This is a genomic window from uncultured Aureimonas sp., from assembly GCF_913775355.1.
Classification (GTDB): domain Bacteria; phylum Pseudomonadota; class Alphaproteobacteria; order Rhizobiales; family Rhizobiaceae; genus Aureimonas.
Genome location: NZ_CAJYIU010000102.1, coordinates 15010 through 37845 on the forward strand (window position 1 = coordinate 15010; position 22836 = coordinate 37845).

Annotated in this window: 23 protein-coding genes and 1 tRNA gene; 14 read left to right on the top strand and 10 right to left on the bottom strand. The window is 67.7% G+C overall.

The genetic code is table 11. From position 1 onward, the window contains the following. The first annotated feature begins 1 nt into the window (after window position 1). Complete coding sequence (locus QZ753_RS07100) at window positions 2–1408, top strand: TRAP transporter large permease (RefSeq protein WP_294642272.1); 1407 nt, start codon at window positions 2–4, stop codon at window positions 1406–1408. Beyond that, a complete protein-coding gene (locus QZ753_RS07105) occupies window positions 1405–2439 on the top strand; it encodes an L-idonate 5-dehydrogenase (RefSeq protein ID WP_294642274.1) in 1035 nt (344 codons plus the stop codon). Before QZ753_RS07100 ends, QZ753_RS07105 begins: the two co-directional genes overlap by 4 nt. Before the next feature lie 3 nt (window positions 2440–2442). Here QZ753_RS07105 and QZ753_RS07110 read toward each other — a convergent pair whose 3' ends face one another. Further along, a complete protein-coding gene (locus QZ753_RS07110) occupies window positions 2443–3579 on the bottom strand; it encodes a siderophore-interacting protein (protein WP_294642276.1) in 1137 nt (378 codons plus the stop codon). A 218-nt stretch (window positions 3580–3797) separates the two neighbouring features. Here QZ753_RS07110 and QZ753_RS07115 point away from each other — a divergent pair, with 218 nt between their 5' ends. Genes QZ753_RS07115 through QZ753_RS07125 form a run of 3 tightly spaced genes read left to right on the top strand, consistent with a single transcriptional unit; the run spans window position 3798 to window position 7050 of the window. Next, entirely contained in the window at window positions 3798–5270 is a 1473-nt protein-coding gene (locus QZ753_RS07115; protein WP_294642316.1) for an ABC transporter substrate-binding protein, read from the top strand. Window positions 5271–5284: 14 nt separating this feature from the next. Continuing rightward, complete coding sequence (locus QZ753_RS07120; RefSeq protein WP_294642278.1) at window positions 5285–6232, top strand: ABC transporter permease; 948 nt, start codon at window positions 5285–5287, stop codon at window positions 6230–6232. Beyond that, window positions 6232–7050 carry an ABC transporter permease gene (locus tag QZ753_RS07125; RefSeq protein WP_294642280.1) on the top strand — a complete coding sequence of 273 codons (819 nt, stop codon included), beginning with the start codon at window positions 6232–6234 and terminating at the stop codon, window positions 7048–7050. The genes QZ753_RS07120 and QZ753_RS07125 overlap by 1 nt, the downstream gene beginning before the upstream one ends. Here the strand turns inward: QZ753_RS07125 and QZ753_RS07130 are convergent. Together QZ753_RS07130 and QZ753_RS07135 are read right to left on the bottom strand one after the other, a co-directional pair. Further along, window positions 7047–7748, bottom strand: coding sequence for an endonuclease/exonuclease/phosphatase family protein (locus tag QZ753_RS07130; protein WP_294642282.1), 702 nt, complete (start codon window positions 7746–7748; stop codon window positions 7047–7049). The two genes, QZ753_RS07125 and QZ753_RS07130, sit on opposite strands and share 4 nt — an antisense overlap. Next, window positions 7726–8289 (bottom strand): sugar transferase, encoded by a 564-nt coding sequence (locus QZ753_RS07135; protein WP_294642284.1) that lies wholly within the window; start codon window positions 8287–8289, stop codon window positions 7726–7728. Before QZ753_RS07135 ends, QZ753_RS07130 begins: the two co-directional genes overlap by 23 nt. A 51-nt stretch (window positions 8290–8340) precedes the next feature. Between QZ753_RS07135 and QZ753_RS07140 the strand changes: the two genes are divergently transcribed. The 3 genes from QZ753_RS07140 (at window position 8341) to hemA (ending at window position 10815) form a co-directional block, all read left to right on the top strand. Further along, entirely contained in the window at window positions 8341–9273 is a 933-nt protein-coding gene (locus QZ753_RS07140; protein ID WP_294642286.1) for an NAD-dependent epimerase/dehydratase family protein, read from the top strand. Window positions 9274–9282: 9 nt separating this feature from the next. Next, on the top strand, window positions 9283–9456 hold the full coding sequence (locus QZ753_RS07145; RefSeq protein WP_294642288.1) for a hypothetical protein: 174 nt from the start codon (window positions 9283–9285) through the stop codon (window positions 9454–9456). An 81-nt stretch (window positions 9457–9537) separates the two neighbouring features. Next, window positions 9538–10815 carry a 5-aminolevulinate synthase gene (hemA, locus tag QZ753_RS07150; RefSeq protein WP_294642318.1) on the top strand — a complete coding sequence of 426 codons (1278 nt, stop codon included), beginning with the start codon at window positions 9538–9540 and terminating at the stop codon, window positions 10813–10815. Window positions 10816–10840: 25 nt separating this feature from the next. Here the strand turns inward: hemA and QZ753_RS07155 are convergent, their stop codons facing one another. The 4 genes from QZ753_RS07155 to QZ753_RS07170 form a co-directional block, all read right to left on the bottom strand. Further along, window positions 10841–11941: an AbrB family transcriptional regulator gene (locus QZ753_RS07155; protein ID WP_294642290.1), complete on the bottom strand. Its 1101-nt coding sequence runs from the start codon at window positions 11939–11941 to the stop codon at window positions 10841–10843. After that, the gene (locus QZ753_RS07160) at window positions 11938–13107 is read right to left on the bottom strand and encodes a pyridoxal phosphate-dependent aminotransferase (protein ID WP_294642292.1); all 1170 of its coding nucleotides are present in this window, start codon (window positions 13105–13107) and stop codon (window positions 11938–11940) included. Before QZ753_RS07160 ends, QZ753_RS07155 begins: the two co-directional genes overlap by 4 nt. A 113-nt stretch (window positions 13108–13220) precedes the next feature. Then, window positions 13221–13679, bottom strand: coding sequence for a large conductance mechanosensitive channel protein MscL (gene mscL, locus QZ753_RS07165; RefSeq protein ID WP_294642294.1), 459 nt, complete (start codon window positions 13677–13679; stop codon window positions 13221–13223). An 80-nt stretch (window positions 13680–13759) separates the two neighbouring features. Further along, window positions 13760–14200 carry a secondary thiamine-phosphate synthase enzyme YjbQ gene (locus tag QZ753_RS07170; protein ID WP_294642296.1) on the bottom strand — a complete coding sequence of 147 codons (441 nt, stop codon included), beginning with the start codon at window positions 14198–14200 and terminating at the stop codon, window positions 13760–13762. 68 nt (window positions 14201–14268) lie between these two features. Here QZ753_RS07170 and QZ753_RS07175 point away from each other — a divergent pair, with 68 nt between their 5' ends. From QZ753_RS07175 to QZ753_RS07190, 4 genes are read left to right on the top strand one after another with little or no spacing between them, the layout of a single operon-like run. Then, window positions 14269–15282, top strand: a complete 1014-nt coding sequence (locus QZ753_RS07175) for an alpha/beta hydrolase (RefSeq protein WP_294642299.1) — start codon at window positions 14269–14271, stop codon at window positions 15280–15282. 31 nt (window positions 15283–15313) lie between these two features. Next, window positions 15314–15667 (top strand): DUF952 domain-containing protein, encoded by a 354-nt coding sequence (locus QZ753_RS07180; RefSeq protein WP_294642300.1) that lies wholly within the window; start codon window positions 15314–15316, stop codon window positions 15665–15667. Then, complete coding sequence (locus tag QZ753_RS07185) at window positions 15664–16782, top strand: quinone-dependent dihydroorotate dehydrogenase (RefSeq protein WP_294642302.1); 1119 nt, start codon at window positions 15664–15666, stop codon at window positions 16780–16782. The genes QZ753_RS07180 and QZ753_RS07185 overlap by 4 nt, the downstream gene beginning before the upstream one ends. 13 nt (window positions 16783–16795) lie before the next feature. Then, complete coding sequence (locus QZ753_RS07190; protein WP_294642304.1) at window positions 16796–17695, top strand: histone deacetylase; 900 nt, start codon at window positions 16796–16798, stop codon at window positions 17693–17695. 3 nt (window positions 17696–17698) lie between these two features. On the opposite strand, the gene QZ753_RS07195 is transcribed toward QZ753_RS07190, so the two are convergent. From QZ753_RS07195 to QZ753_RS07205, 3 genes are all read right to left on the bottom strand, one after another. Then, entirely contained in the window at window positions 17699–17968 is a 270-nt protein-coding gene (locus tag QZ753_RS07195; RefSeq protein ID WP_055883553.1) for a DUF6460 domain-containing protein, read from the bottom strand. 91 nt (window positions 17969–18059) lie between these two features. Beyond that, complete coding sequence (locus QZ753_RS07200; RefSeq protein WP_294642306.1) at window positions 18060–19727, bottom strand: cisplatin damage response ATP-dependent DNA ligase; 1668 nt, start codon at window positions 19725–19727, stop codon at window positions 18060–18062. Window positions 19728–19923: 196 nt separating this feature from the next. Next, window positions 19924–20736, bottom strand: a complete 813-nt coding sequence (locus QZ753_RS07205; RefSeq protein ID WP_294642308.1) for a DUF3820 family protein — start codon at window positions 20734–20736, stop codon at window positions 19924–19926. A gap of 160 nt (window positions 20737–20896) precedes the next feature. On the opposite strand from QZ753_RS07205, the gene QZ753_RS07210 reads away from it, so the two are divergent. Together QZ753_RS07210 and QZ753_RS07215 are read left to right on the top strand one after the other, a co-directional pair. Beyond that, window positions 20897–21850: a nitronate monooxygenase family protein gene (locus QZ753_RS07210; protein ID WP_294642310.1), complete on the top strand. Its 954-nt coding sequence runs from the start codon at window positions 20897–20899 to the stop codon at window positions 21848–21850. A 90-nt stretch (window positions 21851–21940) separates the two neighbouring features. Then, a tRNA-Thr gene (locus QZ753_RS07215) sits at window positions 21941–22016 on the top strand. Window positions 22017–22836: the final 820 nt, after the last annotated feature.

Genomic DNA, 22836 nt, shown 5'->3' on the forward strand with positions numbered 1-22836 from the left:
CATGTTCGTGCTGATCGGAGCCTTCCTGGTCCTGATGGTGGTGGGCGTTCCCGTCGCCGTCTCGATGTTCGTCGCCTCGGGCCTCTACCTTGCGATCTACGGCATCGCCCCGGACATCATCATCGCGCAGCGGATGATGGCGGGCGTCGAGAGCTTCCCCCTCCTCGCCGTCCCGTTCTTCATTCTCGCCGGCAACCTGATGAACATCGCGGGCGTCACCGGTCGCATCTATGCGTTCGCGGTCGCGCTCGTCGGCTGGATGAAGGGCGGCCTTGCGCAGGTCAACATCATCGGCTCGGTGATCTTCTCGGGCATGTCGGGCACCGCGCTGGCGGATGCCGCGGGCATCGGCACCATCGAAATCAAGGCGATGAAGGACCACGGCTATCCCGTCGAGGCCGCCGTCGGCGTCACCGCGGCCTCGGCGACGCTGGGGCCGATCTTCCCGCCGTCCCTGCCCTTCGTGATCTACGGCATGATGGCGAATGTCTCGATCGGCGCGCTGTTCATGGCCGGCATCATCCCGGGCGTCGTGATGACCGTCCTGATGATGATCACGGTCGCGATCTTCGCCTATCGCAAGGGCTGGGGCTCGGACACGCCGTTCGAGATGCGCAGGCTCCTGTCCGCCTCGTTCGAAATCCTGGTCGTCGCGAGCTTCCCGATCTCGGTCTACGTCCTCGTGCACCTCGGCCTGTCGCTGAACCTTTCGGTCCTCATCGCGCTCGCCGCGCTGGTGGCGCTCGACTGGTACTACGACTTCTCCGCCGTGATGGCGCTGATGACCCCGGTCATCCTGATCGGCGGCATGACCATGGGCTGGTTCACGCCGACGGAGGCCGCCGTCGCCGCGGTCATCTGGTCGCTGTTCCTCGGTCTCGTGCGCTATCGCACGATGACCTTCCGCACGCTCGCCAAGGCGAGCTTCGACACGATCGAGACGACGGCGTCCGTGCTCTTCATCGTGACCGCGGCGTCGGTTTTCGCCTGGCTCCTCACCGTCAGTCAGGCGGCGCAGCTGATGTCGGACGCAATCCTCGCGATCACCGACAACCCGGTCGTCTTCCTGATCCTCGTCAACATCCTGCTCCTGGTCGTCGGCTGCTTCCTCGACACGATCGCGGCGATCACCATCGTCGTGCCGATCCTCTTGCCGATCGCGCTGCGTCTCGGCATCGACCCGGTGCATTTCGGATTGATCCTGACGCTGAACCTGATGATCGGCCTACTCCACCCGCCCCTCGGCATGGTGCTCTTCGTCCTGTCACGGGTGGCCAAGCTCTCGGTCGAACGGACGACGATGGCGATTCTGCCCTGGCTCGTGCCATTGTTCCTCGCCCTTCTGGTCATCACCTTCTTCCCCATAGTAACGCTTTGGCTTCCGACTCAGATGGGACTGATCCAATGACGACCGCGCGCGCAGCGACCATCTTCAGCGCAGAGGACCTTCGGGTCGTGGACCGTGACCTCGGGGACCTCGCTCCCGGCCTCGTGCGCATCCGCTTCGGTGCCGGCGGCATCTGCGGCTCGGACATGCACTACTTCCGCCACGGCAAGACGGGCGACTACGTGGTGCGCGAGCCGCTGGTTCTCGGCCACGAGATTTCCGGCATCGTCGAGGCCGTCGGCTCCGAGGTGATCGGTCTCCAGCCGGGCACGCGCGTCGCGGTGAACCCGTTCCGCCCCTGCGGCCATTGCCCCCGCTGCCGCGAGGGTCGGGCGAACCTTTGCGAAAACGTCTTCTTCATGGGCTCCGCCTCGAAGAATCCCCACATGCAGGGCGGTTTTTCCAGCTACTTCGATACGACGCCCGGCCAGTGCGTGCCGGTGCCGGACCATGTCGCGATCGAAGCCGCCGCGCTGGCCGAACCGCTGGCGGTCTGCCTCCATGCGGTGAAGCGTGCGGGCGACCTCTCCGGCAAGTCGGTCGCAATCGTCGGCGCGGGACCCATCGGCCTCTTCACGCTCCTGTCGGCGCGTCTGAAGGGCGCCGACCGGCTCACCGTCGTCGACATGGCGGCCGCCCCCCTCGCCTTCGCGACCAAGCTCGGCGCCGACGAGGTGATCGACCTGTCGAAGGATGCCGAAGGCTTCTCGAAGATCACGCCGCCCGACGTCGTGTTCGAGGTGTCCGGCACGCCGGCGGGCCTGTCCTCCGCAATCCAGAACGCGCGCCGCGGCGGAACGGTGGTCCAGGTCGGCAACCTCGCCGCCGGGCCGCTGCCGATCCCCGCGAACTCGGTCATGTCGAAGGAACTCGACCTTCTCGGCTCGTTCCGCTTCGACGTGGAGTTCGCCGAAGCGGTCGGTCTGATCTCCGAAGGCAAGGTCGACGTCCTGTCGATCGTCACCGCGCGCCGGCCGCTGACCGATGCGCCGGATGCCTTCCGACTGGCGCTCGATCGCAGCCAGAGCGTCAAGGTCGTCCTGACGGCCTGAACCTCAACTCTCTTCGTCGCCGGCGGGCTCGTCGTCCTGCCGGCGTCCCCGACGCCAATAAGCTACCACGAGGTGCTGGTTCTTCTTCAGCCCGAGATCCTTGCGGCAGAAGCGGCGGATGGCCTTGAAGGCCCCGAACTCGCACCCAGCCCAGACGAAGGGCGCGGGCCCGCCGGCCGCGACGGTCGATCGCGCCGCGTCCTGCAGGAGCGTCGTGGTGCCGGCCGGTGCGCCGTTGCGATGCAGCCAACGCAGGATCATGCCTGGCGGATGAACGAGCGCCTGCTCGTCGGCCGGTCCATCCACCTCGATGATGGCATGACCGGTCGCGGTCTCAGGCATTCCCTCCAGCGTGCGCGCGATCGCGGGCAGCGCCGTTTCGTCGCCGAGAAGTAGATACCGTTCGGCTTCGCCGACCTCGCCGCCGCCCGGACCCAGCAGGCCGACGGGATCGCCGGGCGCCGCTTCGCGCGACCACCGGCAGCCGGCACCGGGCGGATCGTGCAGGACCACGTCGATATCGAGATGCCCGGCTGCCGGATCGATGCGGCGGATCGTGTAGACGCGGGTGACGAGTTCGTCCTCGCCCTGCGGCCAGACCGGCAACGCGGCGGGACCGGCGTGCGGCCAGACCGGCGCCCGCCCCTTCGGCGGAAACAGGAGCCGCACGTGGAGGCCGCCGGTCGCAAAGCGCGCGAGGTCGCGGCCCGTCAGGCGGACACGCCGCATGTGCGGCGTCACCTGATGGGCGGACACGACGCGCATCTCGCGGAAGTGAGCGAGTTCCCTCGTATCGGCACCGTCGCCGCTCCAGACGAGCGGCGGACAGGCGTCGCCGAGGATGTGCTGGAGATAGTAGGCGATGACGCCCTTGGCGACGCCATGCTGCCCCGCCTCGCGCCCTTCCACCACGACGGTGAGGACCTCGCCGGAAAAACGCAACCGGGTGTCGCAGTCGTAGACGGTGAGACGCGTTTCCCTGTCCGGATTGATCGGCCCGGTCCAGTCCTCGTCGAGATGCTTCAGAAGATGGTCGAGGAACGCCTCGCGTTTGGGGACCGCCGTCGCCAGACGGGAGGTCAGCGGGCGCGTCGGGTCCGCCGCCCGGACGGGCGAGGCGCTTGTGTCGATCTGGTCCATGCCGGCTCCCCTTCGATGATCCGGCCTACGATTTGTTGACTTCATTAGTCAAGTTTATGCGGTCCGGGCGCAGAGGTTTCTTCGCAGCGCACTCTCGACTTTCGCGGGGGCTTATGGTGCCTATGGCCGCCGTTGCGAAGGGCTCGCACGGCGCTGCGTGCGTCGCGAAGGGGAGACTCACCGATATGCCGATGTTCTCGTCCCGCCTCCTGACCCTCATGGCCGGCGCGGTGATGCTGCTCGGCGCCGCAAGCGCCGCATCGGCGGAGCCGCGCGATTCGATCCGTCTCGGCATGAGCATCGAGCCCGCGGGCCTCGACCCGACCGTCGCGGCGCCGGTCGCCATCGGACAGGTCGTCTGGCAGAACGTCTTCGAGGGGCTGACCCGCATCGACGCGGACGGAAAGGTCCTGCCGCAGCTCGCGACCGGCTGGACGCTGTCCGACGACAGCCGGGCGATCACGTTCCGCCTCCGCGAGAACGTGACCTTCCACAACGGCGCGCGTTTCGATTCCGGCACGGCGAAGTTCACCCTCGACCGCGCGCGGGGCGAGACGTCGACCAATCCGCAGAAGCAGTTCTTCCAGGTCATCGACAGCATCGAGACGCCCGACGCCGCGACACTCGTGCTGCGGCTGAAGGAGCCGTCCGCCAACCTTCTCTATTGGTTGGCCTGGCCCGCCTCCGTGATGGTGGAGCCGGGTTCGGCCGAAACCAACCGGTCGCAGCCGGTCGGCACCGGTCCGTTCCGCTTCGCCGAGTGGCGGCCGGGCGACCGCGTGCGCCTGGAGCGCGCGGAGCGCTACTGGGACGAGGCCAACCGCCCGGCCCTCGCGAGCGCCGAGTTCCGCTTCATCGCCGACCCACAGGCGCAGGCGACGGCGATCCGCTCCGGCGATGTCGACGCGATCCCAGAGTTCATCGCGACGGAGCTTTACAAGAGCTTCGAGGGCGACGAGCGCCTCGCGAGCGTCGTCGGCAACACCGAGCTGAAGGTCGTCGCCGGCATGAATGCCCGGCGCAAGCCGTTCGACGATCCGCGGGTGCGCCGTGCCCTGATGATGGCTGTCGACCGGGCGGGCCTCGTCGAGGCCGCGATGAACGGGTTCGGCCAGCCGATCGGCAGCCATTACACGCCGAACGACCCCGGCTATCGCGACCTGACCGGTGTGGCGCCCTACGACCCGGACGCCGCCAAGGCGCTTCTGGCGGAGGCCGGCTATCCCGATGGGTTCAAGACCACGATCCGCGTGCCGCAGATGTCCTACGCGACGCGCTCGTCCGAGGTGCTGCAGGCGCTGCTCGCCGAGATCGGCGTCACCGTCGAGATCGTGCCGACCGAGTTTCCCGCCGTCTGGGTCGATCAGGTGCTGAAGGGCCACGACTTCGACATGACGATCGTCGCCCATGCCGAACCGCTCGACATCGGTATCTACGCCCGCCCGAACTACTATTTCGGCTACCAGAGCGATGCGTTCAATCAGGCCAATCACGAGGCCGAGCGCGCGGTGGACGACGCCGCTCGGCTGGAGCATTACGGACGTGCTCAGGAAATCCTCGCGCAGGACCTGCCCGCCCTCTACCTCTTCGTGATGCCCAAGCTCGGGCTGTGGGACAAGCGCCTGACGGGCCTGTGGACCAACGAGCCCATCCCCTCCAACGACCTTACCGACGTCCGCTGGACGCGGTGAGCTGACGCTTCGCCTTGCCGAGCCTCCTTCTCCGGCGACTGGTAGGCTTCGGCATCTTTCTCGTCGCGGTCTCGCTGGTCGTCTTCGTCGTCTTCGATCTACTGCCGGGGGATCCGGCGGCGGTCATGCTCGGCACCTCGGCGCGACCCGATACGCTGGTGGCACTACGAGCCGAGCTCGGGCTCGACCGACCGGTCCTCGTGCGGTGGCTTTCCTGGCTCGGCGCCGCTGCGACCGGTGATTTCGGTCGCTCCCTCACCTACGGGATGCCGGTCTCCGGACTGATCGCGCAGCGGATGGCGATCACGCTGCCGCTCGCCTTCCTGTCGCTGGCGGTCGCGCTCGCGCTCGGTCTGTCGACCGGCTTCTTCGCCGCGCGCCGGCCGGGCGGATGGGCGGATCGGCTCGCGGTCGTGTTCGCGCAGGGCGGCATGGCGGTCCCGAACTTCTGGATCGGCCTCCTCCTGATCCTCGTCTTCTCCGGGACGCTCGGCTGGATGCCGGGTGGCGGCTTTCCCGGATGGGATGCAGGTGTCGGCCCTGCCCTGCGCTCGTTGCTGATGCCGGCCGTAGCGCTCGCCATCCCGCAGGCCGCCGTCCTCTGCCGCGTCGCGCGCGGCGCCCTGATGGACACGGCGAGCGAGGACTTCCTGCGCACCGCCCGCGCGAAGGGCCTATCCGAGACGCAGGCGCTCCTTCGCCATGGCGTGCCGAACGCGCTGCCGCCGATCCTCACCATCGTCGGCTTCCAGTTCGCCTACCTCGTCGCCGGCGCGGTCCTCGTCGAAAACGTCTTCGCCCTGCCGGGACTGGGTCAGCTCGCCTATCAGGCGCTCGCCCAGCGCGATCTCGTCACGATGCAGGCCGTTGCGCTGCTTCTGGCGGGAATGGTCGTGGCGGTGAACGCCGTCGTCGACCTCGTGCAGGTCTGGGTGGACCCGCGCACGCGATCGGCGACCTGATGCGCAAGCGACGAAACCTGCGCCTTACGGCAGGCCTTGCGATCGTCGCGCCACTGGTCGCGGCGGCGCTCGTCGCGCCGTTCTGGACACCCTCAGCCGCGCCGCTCCGCCTGCGCCTCGGCGAGCGACTCGAAGCGCCGTTCGCCGGCGGCCTTCTCGGGACGGACCAGCTCGGCCGCGATGTCCTGTCGCTTTTAATGCTCGGCGCGGGTAACAGCCTCGCGACCGCGGCCACCGCCATCCTGATCGCCGCGATCCTCGGTGCCGTCGTCGGCCTGATCGCCGCCGAGACGGCCGGACGCACCGGATCGGCGCTGATGCGGGGGGCGGACGTGCTCTTCGCCTTTCCGCCACTCCTCTCGGCGATGATGCTCGCCGCAGCGCTCGGCACCGGCTTCTGGAGCGCGACCACCGCAATCGCGCTGTTCACGCTTCCGGTCTTTGCGCGGGTGACGCGCTCCACCACCGCATCGGTCCTCGCGCGCGATTTCGTGGCGGCGGCGCGCGCGCTCGGCCGCAGCGGCCCGGCCATCGCCCGCCACCATGTCCTGCCGAACATCGCCGGTGTTCTGGCGATCCAGATTTCCCTGCAGATGGGGCTCGCGATCCTGACGGAGGCCGGGCTCGGCTATCTCGGTCTCGGCCGCCCGCCGCCGACGCCGTCTTGGGGGCGCATGCTGGCCGACGCGCAGACTTACATGGCGTCGGCACCCTGGCTGGCGCTGGCGCCCGGTGCCGCGATCGCGCTGGCGGTCCTCGGCTTCAACCTCATCGGCGATGGCCTGCGCGACCGGCTCGACCCGCGCGCCAGACGCTAGAAGGCGATCTCGGCGACGAGCGGTAGGTGATCCGACGCAGGCGCCGCCGCCCGCACCGCCTTGATCGAGCGCAAGGTGACGGTCCGCGAGGCATACAGGCGGTCGAGGCAGGCGAAGGGCCGTCCCACCGGCCAGGTCGGCACCGGCCGATGCACGGGAAGCGCCGCCTTCAGGGCATGGTGGACGGGACCGGAGCGCCGCCACTCGTTGAAGTCGCCGAGCGCCACTGTCGGCAGGTCGGGTTTGACGAGCGAGGCGACGAAGGCGCCCTGCCGGGGGCGGGCCCGCGGATCGAGCCCGAAATGGGCGGAGAGGACGCGCAAGCGGCCGAGCGGAGTGACGACCACCGCCTCGATGACCCCGCGAGGCTCCATGCCCGGGCCCGGAAGTCGATGCAGGGAAACGTGCTCGAACGGATGGCGCGACCAGAGCGCGTGGCCGTATTCGCGGCTCGGTGGTCCGAAGAGCCGCGTTTCCGCCAGATGGCCGCCGAGCGCATCCCGGACCCGTTCGAAGGCTTCGGGAAGACGACCGAGATGGGTCCGCCCATCGACCTCCTGGAGCGCGACGATATCGGCTGAGAAGCTTTCGACGACGCGAAAGGAGCGCTCGGGATCGGGCAGCCGCCCCTCCCCGACGAAACCGTGCAGGTTCCAGGTCGCGATGCGAACGGTCTCAGGTCTGTCCGGTGCCGACACGGTCTCCGCGCCCCTTTCCGGTGATCGTCTGGAAGATCAGAAGGATGTCGCCGAGGAAGCTGCGCGTCGCGAGATAGCGCGCGTCCGTCTCGGCCAGCCGCTCGGGTTGCGACATGTCGATCTCGTGGACCTGCGCGAGCCCGGTGATTCCCGGACGCAGGGCAAAGACGCCGCGGGCGCGCCGCGCGGCGATCACGTCGGCCTGAACCGGCAGCGACGGCCGGGGCCCGACGAAGCTCATTTCGCCCTTCAGGACGTTCCACAATTGCGGAAGCTCGTCGAGCTTCCACTTGCGCAGCGCAGCGCCGAGATGCGTCACCGCCGAGACCGGCGTATCATGCGAAGCCGCGGAAATCGTGCCCTGGCGCATGGTGCGCAGCTTGTAGCAGGTGAAGGTCCGCTCGCCCCGGCCCACCCTTTCCTGCGCGAAGATTCCCGGCCCCGGACTGTCGCGGCGCACCAGCGCGGCGAGGATCAGGATCACCGGACCGAACACGATCAGACCCGCGGCGCTTGCCAGAATGTCGAACACACGCTTCATGGGTGGCGAGTGCCGCGAAAACGCGGCCAGAGCAAGTGGGGACGATCCGACGTGCGCATTCTCGTGACCGGGGCCTCCGGCTTTATCGGCCGGCACCTCGTCGCCCATCTCATCGAACACGGTGACGACGCGGTCGCCGTGTCGCGGGGACGCGACGGCGTTCCGGGCGACCTCCGCGAGATCGACGGCTGGGCGGGCTGGCCGAGCCGGCTGGACGCCGTCATCCACCTTGCGGCCCTCAACCCGGCGCGCGGCGAGCCGGCGGCCAGCGACGACGCGGCGCTGATGGCGGCCAACGTCTCGGCGACGAAGGCGCTGGCGGGGGCGGCAGCAAGGCGCGGCGTGCCGCGCGTGGTCTACGCCTCGACCAACCTCGTGCATCCGCTGACCTCGGAACCCTTCGACGAGAGCGCCCCCGAAGAGCCGCAGAACGCCTATGCCGCGTCGAAGCTGGCCGGCGAGACCGCGCTGAGGCAGGGCCTCGAGGGGTCGCAGACGGACGGCGTCGTCCTGCGCCTACCACCGGTCTACGGCCCCGGCGGTCGCGGCGGCGTCGCCGCGCTCTTGCGCGTGTCCAGCCTGCCGATCCCCTTACCCCTGGCCGCGCCGAGCGCCAGCCGCAGCCTTCTGTCGATCGCCAACGCAGTGGACGCCCTGACGCTGGCGGCCACCGCGCCCGAGGCGGCCGGCGGCACGTTCCTCGTCTGCGACGGCGAGCCTTGGAGCTTGGGGGAGATGGTCGCGTTCGCGCGGCAGGAGATGGGTCGCTCACCGCGCCTCTTCTCGCTGCCGACCCATACGCTGGCTCGCATCGCCAGCCTCGCCGGCCGGCGCAAGCAGTACGAGCACGTCTTCGGCTCGCTGGTGGTCGACGACAACGCCTTCCGGACGGCTGCCGGATGGCATCCGCCGGAGACCACGGAGGACGGGCTGCGCCGAATGCTGCGCGATCTGCATCTGAAGCGCCGCGGCAAGCGGCGATAGGACGGGACGATGACCCACGCTCCGATCGATCCGGCCAAGCTGAAGCGGCAGAAGAGGCTGGAGGAAACGCTGCGCGAGAATCTGCGCCGCCGCAAGGAACAGGCGCGGGGCCGGGCCGAAGCACCGGCCGACGACTCGCAACCCGATGCGGACGCGGACGGACACGACGAGAGCGCCGACTGACGCGAGCGCTTGGACATTCTGTCCGGGTGGACTTCGATGGGACCGGAATTTAGAACCCTTCTCACGAAGGAGTTCCGGATGATCGACTACCAGTCCCACTTCGCATCCGCGATCGAGGCCCTCCACGCAGAACGTCGCTACCGCGTCTTCGCCGACCTCGAGCGGATCGCCGGTCGCTTTCCGGCCGCCATCTGGCGCCACGAGGGCAAGGCCCGTGAGATCACCGTCTGGTGTTCCAACGACTATCTCGGCATGGGCCAGCATCCCGCCGTGGTCGACGCGATGCGCGGCGCCGTCACCTCCATGGGGTCGGGTGCCGGCGGCACGCGCAACATCTCGGGCACCAGCCACCCGCTGGTCGAGCTCGAGGCCGAACTCGCGGACCTGCACGGCAAGGAAGCGGCGCTGGTCTTCACCTCCGGCTTCGTCTCCAACGACGCGTCGATCTCGACGATCGCCAAGCTCCTGCCCGACTGCCTGATCCTGTCGGACGAGCTGAACCACTCGTCGATGATCGAGGGCGTCCGGCGGTCCGGCTGCCGCAAGCAGGTGTTCCGCCACAACGACGTCGCGCATCTCGAGGAGCTTCTGAAGGCGGCCGATCCCGAGCGGGCGAAGCTGATCGTCTTCGAGAGCGTCTACTCGATGGACGGCGACGTGGCGCCGATCGCCGAGATCTGCGACCTCGCCGAACGCTACAACGCGATGACCTACATCGACGAGGTCCACGCGGTCGGCATGTACGGGCCGCGTGGCGGCGGCATCACGGACCGGGACGGCGTGGCGCATAGGCTCGATGTGATCGAGGGGACGCTGGCCAAGGCCTTCGGGGTGCTCGGCGGCTACATCGCCGGCTCGCGCGCGCTCGTCGACGCGGTGCGCTCCTACGCGCCAGGCTTCATCTTCACGACCGCCCTGCCCCCGGCGCTCGCCGCGGCCGCGGCCGCCTCGATCCGCCATCTCAAGCAGTCCGGCGCCGAGCGCGCGGGACAGCAGCGTCAGGTCGCGGAAGTGAAGCGCGAGCTGACGGGCGCGGACCTGCCGGTCATGCCGTCCGACACGCATATCGTGCCGCTTCTCGTTGGCGATCCGGAGCTCTGCAAGCAGGCGAGCGATCGACTGCTCGACCGGCATGGCATCTATATTCAGCCGATCAACTACCCGACGGTGCCGCGTGGCACCGAGCGGCTACGCATCACGCCGACCCCGCTGCACGACGACGCCCTCGTCGCGGGCCTGCGCGCCGCCCTCGTCGAGACCTGGACCGCGCTCGGCATTCCCTTCGCCTCGCAGCGGCCGGCCGAAGCGCCGGTCGAAGACCCGGCTCCGGCGCTGGTACTGGCGAAGGCCGGCGGCTGACCGGACGTCGCCGCGCGAACGACGGTCAGGCGTCGTCTTCGCTGTCGCGCGCGGCGGAACCCGGGGCCGCCTCCTTGCGCACCACGCTCGCCTCGGTCCTCGAGCGCGGAAGACGCCGCGCGAGCACTGGCACGATCAAGGCGAGGCCGACGAAGCGCACGACATGGTGGGCGGCGACGTAGGCCGGGTCGAGGTTGAACTGGAAGGCCAGAACCGTCAACGCCTCTAGAGCGCCTGGCGCATAGGCAAGCGCGATTTTGCTGAAAGCGATCCCGAGGAGCGCGAAGGCCACGAGACCGGCAAGACCGGACAACCCGAGGCCGATGGCGAAGGCACCGAGCGACGCCGTCAGCAGTTCCCGCATCGCGCTCCTGTGTTCCGGCTTCAATCGGGCTCCGATCGAGCAGCCGAGCACGACCAGCGCAGGGGTCGCGATCCAGGTCGGGATGGCGACGGGCGCGATCTCCGTTCCATGCAGGAAGGCGCTCGCGAACAGGGCGCCGAGGATCAGCCCGCCGGGCACGCGGCTGCGCAGGCCGAGCCACGCGCAGAGGGCGCAGAGACCACCGAGGACCAGATATTGCAGCGGCGTGCCGATCACCCCGCCGCGCAGTTCCCCTTCGATGACGTCGCCGCCCTCGAGCCATGCGAGCATGGGCGTCAGCGCGCCGATGAGGAGAAGAAGCCGCGTCGACTGGACGACCACGATCCGCGTCATGTCGGCCCGCGTTTCAGAGGCGGCCGCGAGTACGAAGGACATGGCGCCCGGCAACGAGGCGAAGAGCGCGGTCTCGCGATCCCAGCCAAAAACGCGCTGCAGGAAGATTTTGGTCGCGACGACGATCAGCGCCACCCCGACCATCTGGATCGCGAAGGATAGCGGCCAGAGCGCGAGCTGATTGACCACCTCGGGCGTGACGCCGGAGCCGGCCTGAATGCCGAGGATGAAGAAGGTCAGGTCGCGCAGACGATCGGGCACCCGCAGCGATAGACCGGATAGCGTCGCGAGCACGACGGCCATGGTCGCCCCAAGCAGCCAGGCGACCGGCAGGTCGGCGAGCGCTGCCAGCGTGCCGCCGACCGCGCCGATGGCGATCGTCAGCGCCGCCTGCGCGAACCCGTTCAAGGCTGGCGCCCGATCCACTCCGCAAGACGGTTGGCCGATTCCTGGACCTGATCGAGACGGCGATGGAAGCAGGCGCGCAGGTGACCCTGCGTCGTCGGCGCGAAGGCGGCACCGGGCGCCAGACCGACCAACGCCTCGTCCGCGATCCTCAGAGCCGCCTGCATTCCGTCGGACACGCCGTCGATCGCGAAGAACGCGTAGAACGCGCCGTCGGGTGGCGCGATCGACACGCGGTTGGTCGCCGCCAGCGTCGACGTGAAGATGCGCCGGGCCTCGGCCGCGCGTGCGACCTGACTTTCGATGAACGGCTCGCCCTGCTCGATCGCCGCGACCGCGCCGCGCTGCATGAAGGCCGCGACGCCCGAGTTCGAGTATTGGACGAGGTTCTCGATCAGCTGCCCGAACGCCTCCGGCGCCTCGATCCAGCCGACGCGCCAGCCGGTCATCGCCCAGTTCTTGGAGAAAGAATTGACGAAGATCAGTGCGTCCTCGTCGGTCATGGCGTCGTGGAAGGACGGGGCGCGCGTGCCCGCGTAGAAGAAGCGGCTGTAGATCTCGTCGGCGACCACGAAAATGCCGGCGTCCCGCGCGATGCCGAGAATGGCGCGGATCGTGCCCTCGTCGGCGGTCCAGCCGGTGGGATTGTTCGGCGTGTTGACGAAGATGGCCTTGGTGCGCGGGGTGACGGCGTCCCGCAGACAATCGAGGTCGAGCGACCACGCTTCGCCGGTCCAGTCGAGAGGCACCTCCACCACGCGCGCGCCGGTAATGCCGGCCGCGGCGGCAAAGTTCGGCCAGAGCGGCGAGACGAAGATCACTTCGTCGCCGTCTCCGGCCAATGCCGTGAGCACGAGCTGAATCGCGTGCATTCCCGAGCCGGTCACGAAGATGCGCTCCGGCGAGGTCGGGCGGGCGTAGAGGCGCTCGGTATAGGTGGCGATCGCCTGTCGCAGCTCGGGAATGCCGCGCTGCCAGGTGTAGAAGGTCTCGCCGGTGCGAAGCGCTTCGGCGGCGGCCTCGGCGATGAAGGCGGGGGTCGACAGGTCGCCCTCGCCCGCCCACAACGGGATCAGCCCGTCGCGCCCACGCGCATGGTTGATGACGGCGACGATGCCGCTTTCGGGCGCGGCGAGCGCAGCCGGACGCAGACGCTGGAGAAGGCTCATGGAGGCAGTCCCGGATAGCGGTTCGGGCGACGCTCGTTGCGCGGCCCGTTCAGCCCCGGGGACTCGGTCTTTCCGCCGCTTTCGTCAAGCCCGAGGGCGCATCGATCGACGGACTAGAAGTCGCCGCCCGGAACCTGTCCGGGACGGACGGAGGAGCGGCCGTTGGCGAGAAGATCGCGAATCTCCTCGAGAAGCTTCTCCTCGCGCGGCACGTCCTTGGCTTCGGCGGGCTTGGCCTCCTCCTTGCGCTTCAGTCGGTTCATGCCCTTGACGACCATGAAGAGCACGAAGGCGACGATCACGAAGTTGATCGCGAGCGTCAGGAAGTTGCCATAGGCGATGACGGCGCCCTGTTCGCGCGCCTGCGCGAGGCTCGTCGCCGTGACGCTGGAGCTGAGCGCGATGAACTGATTTGAGAAGTCGACACCGCCGGTCACGAGGCCGACGATCGGCATGATGATATCGGCGACGATCGAGTTCACGAGGCCCGAAAAGGCGGCGCCGATGATGATACCGATCGCGAGATCGACCATGTTGCCCTTGAGGGCAAACTCGCGAAATTCCTTGAGCATGACACACCCCTCCAGCCGACTCACAGGCCCGTGAAGGAAACGTATCGCAGGGTTTCGCGAAAGCAACCTTGGCGCGAACCTCAGGCGTCGCGGGTGCCGCCGATGAAGTGCAGCACCACCTCCCGGCGGTGAGGTCGGCTGCGGTGCTCGAAGAGATAGATGCCCTGCCAGGTGCCGAGGACCATCCGCCCGCACTCGACCGGCACCGAGAGGCTGGTGTCGGTGAGGGCCGTCTTGATGTGGGCGGGCATGTCGTCGGGGCCCTCGATCGTGTGAATGTAAGGCGCCGTTTCGGGCGCCAGCCGGTCGAACGCCGTCAGGAGATCGGCCCGAACGTCGGGATCGGCGTTCTCCTGTATCGTCAGCGAGGCCGACGTGTGCCGGACGAAGACCGTGAGGAGGCCATCCCCCGCCCCGTGGGAGGCGAGCGCGGATGCGATCTCGCGCGTGATATCGGTCAGCCCCTGTCCCCTTGTCTGCAGCGAGAGGCGATGCAGAAATTGGTGCGTGACGGCTTGCATGATCGTTTCGTCCTCGGCGTCCCGCGCCATATGGTTCGGGACGCGCGTCGTGGCGAGAGGGGGAATGAATGGCGGGTGGCATCGATCACGGGCACAACGCGTTTCACGGCGTCGACGAGGAATTGCGACGGCTGAACGCCGACATTTCGGCCTTTCAGGCGAGCCGACCGAGCCCCTGGTCGTTTCCGGTCGAGGTGGTGCGCGCCGCGAGGCGGCAGGGGCTCGGCGTCTTTCCGGGCCTGTCGCCCGATCCGGACGCGCGTGTCCTCGAACTACCGTCGCCGGACGGACACGCGATCCCGGTCCGGATCCTCTACCCGCGAGACGGGACACCACGTGGGACCTACCTCCACTTGCACGGTGGCGGCTGGGTGTTCGGCGAAGCCGTCGAGAACGATCCCCGCCTGCGCCGGCTTGCGGACGCCACAGGCCTCTGCGTCGCCTCGGTGGACTACCGGCTGGCGCCGGAGCATCCGTTCCCGGCCGGGCCCAACGACTGCGAAAGCGTGGCACTGGTGCTCGCCGCCGGGAAGCTGGGCGATCTTCCGACGGACTTCCTGGCGATCGGTGGCGAGTCGGCCGGGGCGCATCTCTCTGCGCTGACGCTGCTTCGGCTGCGCGATCGCACGGGGTCGGTGCCGTTTCAGGCCGCCAACTTCGTGGCGGGCTGCTTCGACCTCTCCCTCACGCCGAGCGTGCGGAACTTCGGTGCGGATCGCCTCATCCTGAACAGCGACGACGTCTTGCAGTTCGTGCAGCGTTTCGTGCCGCCGGGGGTCGACGCGCGCAGCGCCGAGGTGTCGCCCCTCTATGCCGATCTAACGGACATGCCCCCCGTGCTCTTCAGCGTCGGGACGCGCGATCTCCTGTTGGACGATACGCTGTTCATGCACGCGCGCTGGCTCGCTGCCGGCAACGAGGCGGACCTGCGCGTGCAGCCGGACGGATGCCACGTCTACGAGACCTTCCAGAGCGAGGCCGGCGCGCGGTCGGAGAAGGCCATGGCCGATTTCCTCAACCGGCAGATCGCAGCGGTTGCGGCCTCACGTCCGGAGGTTCCCGGCGCGGTCGTGCGCGATTGACGAGCGGCCGGCCGTCTGGCAGGCGAAACGAATGGAACAGCAAGCCCTCATCTTCAAGTTGTCGCCCCGCTCGGACTGGCTCGAAGCCGAGGCGGCCGGCCGTTTCACGGGCGCTCCGGTCGACCGCGAGGATGGCTACATTCACTTTTCCACCGCCGAGCAGGTTCGCGAGACGGCGGCAAAGCATTTTGCCGGTCAGTCCTCGCTGATCGTCGCGGCGGTCGATCCCGCGCGTCTCGGACCTGCACTGAAATGGGAGCCGTCGCGCGGGGGCGCGCTCTTTCCCCATCTTTACGGCGAGTTGTCGATGGACGCCGTTGTCTACGTTGCGGACCTCCCGCTCGGGCCGGACGGCCAGCACGTTTTTCCGGGCAGCATGCGATGAGCGGTCTCTACGGACTCGCCCGCCCGCTCCTCTTCAAGCTCGACGCCGAGCGTGCGCATGGACTGTCGGTGGAGGCGCTTAAGCGCGGCCTCGTTCCGCGTCGCAACCGGCCGATCGATCCGCGCCTCCGCACGGAGGTCGCGGGTCTCTCCTTCCCCAACCCGCTGGGGCTGGCCGCGGGTTACGACAAGAACGCCGAAGTTGCGGACGCGGCGCTGCGTCTCGGGTTCGGCTTCGTCGAGGTCGGCACGGTGACGCCGTTGCCGCAGGAGGGAAACCCGAAACCCCGCGTATTCCGGCTGCCGGACGCGGGCGCGGTGATCAATCGTCTCGGCTTCAACAATCACGGGCATGCCGACGTCGCCGAGCGCCTGGAAGCGCGCTCGCGCAAAGCCGGGATCGTCGGCGTCAACATCGGCGCGAACAAGGACTCCGAGGATCGGATCGCCGACTACGTGGCGGGCATCCACCGGTTCGAGGCCCTGTCGAGCTATCTGACGGTCAACATCTCGTCGCCGAACACGCCGGGGCTGCGCAAGCTGCAGCAGGGCTCCGATCTCGACCGGCTCCTCGAGTTCGTGATGGCGGCGCGCGACGGCGCAGCGGCGATCGCCGCCACGAAGCGGCGTCCGGTGTTCCTCAAGGTCGCACCGGACCTCAGCGAGGACGAGATCTGGGCGATCGCCGATACCGCCAAGCACCGGAAGGTCGAAGGCCTCATCGTCTCCAACACGACGCTCTCGCGCCACGGGGTCGAAGGCCGCGCCAATGCGGGCGAGGCGGGCGGTCTCTCCGGCCGTCCCGTCTTCAGCCGGTCGACCTATGTCCTCGCCCTGTTCCGGCGGGCGATGGGGCCCGACGTGCCGATTATCGGCGTTGGGGGCGTTGAGAACGCTTCGACCTTCCTGCGCAAGATGGAAGCCGGCGCCGATCTCGTTCAGCTCTACACGGCCCTCGTCTACGGAGGTCCGGACCTGCCCATCCGCATCCTGAACGACCTGTCGCGGCACCTCGACAGGGCCGGCATCGATACGATCGCGAGCGTGCGCGACACGCGCGTCGACGAAATCCTGTCGGGCGGCCCGCCGCTCGGCTGGGAGACCGACCGGCCTTGAGGGGCTGAACGCGGTGTCGCTGGCGATCATCCACCATCCCGCCTTCGATGCGCAGTTCGACGCCGCGCATCGCTTTCCGATGTCGAAGTTCACCCGTCTCGCGGAAATTCTAGTCGAAGACGGTCTCGTGCCGACGGGCTTCTTCCAGCCGATCCCGGCGCGCGAAAGCTGGCTCGAACTCGCGCACGCCCCCGCCTACGTCGATGCGGTTTTGACGCAGCGCGTCGACAAGGAGACGGAAAAGGCGATCGGGTTTCCCGTCGACGCGCGTGTGGCGATGCGCTCGCGCTGCGCGACGGGCGGCACGGTGCTCGCGGCACGGCTGGCGCTGGAACGCGGCATCGCCTGCAACACGGCCGGCGGGAGCCACCATGCCGCCCGCGAAGGCGGCGCCGGCTTCTCGGTTTTCAACGATGTCGCGGTCGCGGCCTCGGTCCTCATCGCCGACGGCGAGGTCGGCCGTGTCCTCGTCTTCGACTGCGACGTGCACCAAGGCGACGGAACCGCCCGCATCTTCGCGGGCGACCCGGCGGTGTTCACGCTGTCGATCCACGGCGAGCGAAACTATCCCCACCCGAAGGCCGTATCCGATCTCGATCTCGGCCTTCCCGACGGGACCGGCGACGGCGAGTATCTCTCGCTCCTTCCCGATCTCCTGCGAACCGCACTCAAGCGTTCTCAGCCGGACATCGTCTTCTACAATGCCGGGGTCGACCCGCATGTCGACGACCGGCTCGGCCGGCTTTCGCTCACCGACGCCGGGCTCGCCGAGCGCGACCGGCGGGTGATCGGTTACTTCCGCGAACGCGGCATACCCGTCGCGGGCGTCATCGGCGGCGGCTACTCGCGCGACATCGAGACGCTGGCGCGTCGCCACTCGATCCTGCATCGCGTCGCCGGCGAGTTCGCCTGATCGTCAGCCCCGGCCCGTCTTCAGAAGGCGGGACACGATGAAGATCGGAACGACGACGGCAGCGCCGAGGAGCACGTAGTCGATCACCCGATTGAGCGAGCCGAACACGCTGTACCAGGCCCACTGCACGAACTCCCGCCCCCACGCGACGATCTCGTACGGTCGAACGTCGAACCAGGACAGGAGGATGCCGACCAGCAGCGAGATGACCAGCAGCCGGACGAGTACGGACAGCGGCGATCCGCCCAAGAATGTCGAGACGCGATCGGCCATGGCAGTCCTCTTTCTCCAGCGACCCGTCGGAGGTAGAGGGCGGATTGTGGCGATGCAAGCGGCCCCTCCGCCACAAGCGTGAACGCAGGCGCTACGCGTCGATCATCGCCTGAAGGGTTTCCAGCCGATCGGCCTCGGCGGCCGGCTTGTCCCATCGCAGTCGGGAGACGCGCGGAAACCGCATCGCGACGCCGGACTTGTGCCGGGTCGAGCGCGCGAGCCCTTCGAAGGCCACCTCGATCACGAGACCATGGTCGGGCTCGGCGCGCACCGAGCGGACCGGCCCGAAACGCTCGATCGTGTTGTCCCGGATATACTTGTCGAGCTGCTTCAGCTCCTCGTCGGTGAAACCGAAATAGGCTTTGCCGACCGGCACGAGTTCCGGCTGCTCCTCCGGGCCCGTCCAGACACCGAACGTGTAGTCGGAATAGAAGCTCGAACGCTTGCCGTGGCCGCGCTGGGCGTACATCAGCACCGCGTCGATCAGGTGCGGGTCCTGCTTCCACTTGAACCACGGCCCCTTCGGTCGGCCGGGAACATAGGCCGAGTCCCAGCGCTTCAGCATCAATCCTTCGATGACGGGATGCGGCGGATCTGCGCGCAGGCGAGCAAGGTCCTCGAACCGATCGAACACCACGAAGGGCGAGATGTCGAAGCGGCTGGCCTCCAGTCCTTCGACGAAACGGTCCAGCCGCTTGCGCCGCTCGGCGAAAGGGAACGCCCGGATATCTTCGGCTCCGTCCTGAAGAAGGTCATAGGCGCGCAGGAACACCGGATGCATCTTCATCACGGCGGCCGACACGCTCTTGCGGTTCAGCCGCTGCTGGAGGTCGGAGAAGGTGCCGACCACGATATCGTCCCGCACCGCGCCCTGGTGCGGATGAACGGCCGGCCGGCCTCCGCCCTTCACGGCGGGACGCGCGACGAGCAGCTCGCCATCCAGCGAGCCCTCGAAGGTCATGTAGTTGAGGAGGTCGGGAAAAGCGCCCGACACGTCGTCCCCGGTACGCGAGTAGAGGCGCTTCACGCCGCGCTCGACCGTCGCTTGGACCCGGATCCCGTCCCACTTCCACTCGGCCGCATAGTCCTGCGGCGTGATGCGGCCGTAGTCGGGCTCCTCCAGCGGCTGCGACAGCATGACGGGCCGAAATGGCGAGGCGGCCGCGGAAACCGGCTTGTCCGTCCTGCCCTCAAGCCAGTCGAAGAGCTCGACATAGGGCGGGCGGAGACCGTGCCAGAGTTCCTCGATCTCCACGATGTTTTTGCCCCCGAAGTCGGCGAGGGCCTGTTTGGCGAGGCGGGAGGACACGCCGATCCGCAACGATCCCGTCACGAGCTTCAGGAGAGCGTAGCGGCCGGACGAATCGAGCTTGTCCAGCCACGCTTCGACGAGGCGCGGCCCCTCGGCCCGCGTCGCCGCATCGAGTTCGGTGACCACCTGCTCGAGCGTCGGCGTGTCGTTTCGCCGGACGATCTCGCCGTCGTGCGGCGACGGCCAGACCAGCGCGATGGTTTCCGCGAGATCGCCGACATAGTCGTAGGAATAGCCGAACAGGACTTCGTCCATCCGCTCGGTCATCAGGTCGCGCAGCATCGCGGGCTTGACCGAGCGGATATCGAGTTCGCCCGTGATGGCCGCAAGCGCGTAGCCGCGCTCCGGATCTGGAACGGTGCGAAAATGATCCGCCATCAGCCGCAGCTTGCCGTTGCGCGACGGCGTCAGGACGAGGCGATCCAGGAGGTCGGCAAATCGCTGCAAGCGCGTGAACCGGAGATTGGCGTTGGATCGCTAGATAGTTCGCGCTCGCCACAGGGCGAGAAGCAGGGCCTTGTCTGGCTCCAGTCTACACCGGATCGATGACGTCGGGCGGTACACGGCCGTCTCAGCAAGCCCGCTTCGCGCTTCGATAGGAGCTCACTTCTAGCGGTGGATCGGCGATCCATGGCGGCGGTTTCTACACCTGCGCCGGGAGCGGCCTTGCCATGGCGGCCAGCGCCGCGCGCTCCCGCAGGCCCAGATTGTGCCTCGCCGTGAACACGGCATCGGCGTCCATTCCGGGCTCGCGGATCAGCCATTCGAGATAATCGCCCGGCACGTCTGCGATCGTCGCGCCCTTGTAACGGCCGAAGCGGAAGCGGACGAGAAGCGCCGGCTCCGCCGACACCTTTTCAGCCCGGGCGAGGAATTCCGCGGCATCGCTACACCGGGGCATCAGTTCCTGTGCGATCCGGCGTAGAAGCACCGCGGTGCAGAGGGCATCGTAGAGGGCGCGGTGGGGATGCGACCCCTCGAGCCTGTCCGCGACATCCGTCAGATCGAGCGGCACATATTTCACGAGCGACTGCAGCCCGTGGGCGCGCACGCCCGGAAAGGCGCGCAAGGCGAGCTTGTAGGTGCAGAGCCAGAGACCCGGCAGACGCAGGCGAGAGCGATCAAACGAGGCACGCTGCGCCGCATAGATGGGCGCCCCGGCAAACCCCGCTCGCGCCGTTTCGAAATCCGGCGCGCCCACAAGCGCCTCGTCGGTGATCCGATGAACCCTACGCGCGCCCGGCGAAATCGGTACACCGCTTGGGTCGACGAGCGTCTCGCGAGGATCGAAAATGCGACCGGAGAGTAGGTCGACATCTACCGAGCCGATCTCGATCACCGCGTCGTCTTCTAGCTTGTGTCCCGCCGTCTCCACATCGATGACACGGACGACCAATTCGGACGGGTTCTGGAAGAGGTTGGGCGGGGAGGACGTGGAAGGAAAAAGATCGGTCATCCCTTCCATATCGGCCTTCCGGGACGACCATACCAGTGCGGCGCGCCATCGCGGCCCGCTCGCCCCGAGCGATCGGATCTCGGCTGTCATGCCCTCTTGGCGTCGACGCGCAGGAGAGCTACACCATTTCTTACGTTTACGTCAAAGAACGGAGCATTCGATGTCCCTGCCCCCCATCCTTCAAGGGCGTCTGCGACTGCCCCTCATCGGCGCTCCGCTCTTCATCATCTCCCATCCCGCTTTGGTGATCGCACAGGCACGGGCCGGCATCGTCGGTGCCTTTCCGGCTCTCAATGCGCGCCCTGCCGAGCAGCTCGACGATTGGCTTGCCGAAATCTCTGAAGCTCTGGCCGAACCTCCTTCGAACGGCTGGCCAATCGCGCCCTTCGCCGTCAACCAGATCGTCCATCGCTCCAACAAGCGCCTCGAACCCGATCTCGCCGTCTGTGTTCGGCACAAGGTTCCGATCGTGATCACCTCTCTCGGCGCCGTCGAAGAGGTAAATGAAGCGGTCCACTCCTACGGCGGCATCGTCCTCCACGACGTTATCAACGACCGCTTCGCTCACAAGGCGATCGAGAAAGGGGCGGACGGACTGATCGCGGTGGCTGCCGGCGCAGGCGGTCACGCCGGCACGCTCTCCCCTTTCGCCCTCACGGCGGAAATCCGGCGCTGGTTCGACGGTCCGCTGTTCCTGTCCGGCGCGATCGCCACGGGCGGCGGCATTCTGGCAGCGCAGGCTGCGGGGGCAGACGGCGCCTACATGGGCTCCGCGTTCATCGCCACGACGGAAGCACGAGCCGACGAGCGCTACAAGGCTGCGATCGTGGCGAGCCGAGCTAAGGACATCGTCTACTCCAATCTTTTCACAGGCATACACGGCAACTACCTGCGCGCCTCGATCGAAGCCTCCGGACTCGATCCGGACCATCTCCCCGAGAGCGATCCGTCGAAGATGGATTTCGGAGCCGACACGGGCGCGAAGGCTTGGCGAGACATCTGGGGCGCCGGCCAAGGCGTCGGATCGATCGACGCCGTCACGCCTGTCGCGGACCTTGTCGATCGACTTGCCAGCGAATATGCCGAAACGCGCACGCGGCTCGCGATCCGGTAACGTGCACGCCAGTTTCGGCAGAAAAACGCTTGAACCCCGAACCCAATGGCGCTATCAGAGCGCCATCCGCCGGGCGTTAGCCCAGGCCGGGCCGCTTTAGCTCAGTCGGTAGAGCACATCATTCGTAATGATGGGGTCAGGTGTTCGAATCACCTAAGCGGCACCATTTTATCCCTTATCTATGAGCGTCTTTCGGTCGGCTAAAATTTCGAGCTGATTCATGATTTTGTCCGGCCTTTAGCAAGGAGGCATGGATGGCAGGAGCGTTGTCAATCGATCTTCGGCACAGAATTCTCTGTGCGATGTGGAATGGCGGCTCGACGCATGCGGCAGCCGAGCAATTTGAGATCGCGATTGCCGACGCGGTGAGCTGACGCTCGCGGGACCCAGCAGGCCGGAGCGATGCACACCGGTTCAAACTGGAATCGCTAATCGAAGCGGCCGCTCGCCATGCGCAGGCGCCAAACCCTCCACCGGCGGCGGACCATCAAAGCGCTCCTCTGATCGTCACCAGTACGGGCAAAATGGCGAACGCCGCCTATCGAGTTCGGCCCATGGTGGGTGGTAGCACAAACGTTCGTTCACTAGGCCGTTAAGTGGCAGCATGTCATGGCGCGACCCTACGTCCGGAAGAAGCTGACGAAAAGTTCGCGACCGATGTCGTGGGTGCTATTACGCCGAGGCGTTTATGTGTGCCGCTTGCGCCGAATGATGGGACCTGGCGCTGTTCCGGTTGCGCGAGGATGTCCGGCGCTATGGCGGGGCGCTTGCGTCGCGTTTCGGCCTGTCAGGGGATGGGCCGGGTGCCGATCGCGCGGCGAGCGATGATGCAGGCGCGGACGAAGCGAGCGACGTGGTGCCCTGAACGCACGAACGCCCGCCGCGGTTTTCACCGGGGCGGGCGTTGATGGGGATGAGGAGAGATGGGATGCGATTGGCAGACCTGGCAGCGACCGACTTTCCCGCGTCTTAAGACGAAGTATCAT